At 68.6% G+C, this 741-nt stretch carries 1 pseudogene; it reads left to right on the top strand.

The annotated features are described in order from the left end of the window. Positions 1-649, top strand: a pseudogene (locus ACOADB_RS22805) (enoyl-CoA hydratase); the annotation flags it as partial. Positions 650-741: the final 92 nt, after the last annotated feature.

Below are 741 nucleotides of genomic sequence, written 5' to 3'. Positions count from 1 at the left end.
CGGCGAAGCCGTGGACTGTGACTCCTTCACTGCTCGCGAAGCCTTCACGACCTCGAACGCGATCACAGCAGCCGCCGCGGATGCGATGGCGATGGCCGCCGCGACGATGGACGACATCGACCTGATCGACATCTACTCCTGCTTCCCGTCCGCGGTACAGGTGGCCGCCCGCTCCTTGGGGCTGCCGCTGTCCCGGGCGCTGACGGTCACGGGCGGCCTCACGTTCGCGGGCGGGCCTTGGAACAACTACGTCACACACTCGATCGCCACCATGGTCGAACGGCTGCGCGAGCAGCCGGACAGCCTCGGTCTCGTGACCGCCAACGGGGGCCTCCTCACCAAGCATGCGATGGGCATCTACGGCGCGCGGCCACCCGTGCGCGCCATCACGGCTCCCGCACTCCGTCGCCTCGACACACCCCGGCCTGTGGTCGCAGAGACCCACGGCCCCGTCTCGGTGGTGGTTGCCACCGTCCGCTACCAGCGTGACGACGTGCCGTCCCATGGCTTCGTTGTCGCCGAGACGGCGACCGGTGAGCGAGTACTGCTCCGAACCGAGCAGCAGGCCCTGCTTGCCGAGCTCGCCACCTCCGAGCCCGTCGGTCGCAAGGGCACTGCCGCCGGGACCGAGCTGGTCGATCTCCCCTGAACCTGCCCACGGATCCGACGATCCCGGACACCCGCGGAAGCACCGCGATTCCCCTGACAATCTGACGCTCAGCACACTGAAAAGGCGGTCAC

The sequence above is a fragment of the Nocardioides sp. CPCC 206348 genome, from assembly GCF_048654705.1.
Taxonomy (GTDB): domain Bacteria; phylum Actinomycetota; class Actinomycetes; order Propionibacteriales; family Nocardioidaceae; genus Nocardioides.
This window is presented reverse-complemented; position numbering and strand designations above follow the sequence as displayed.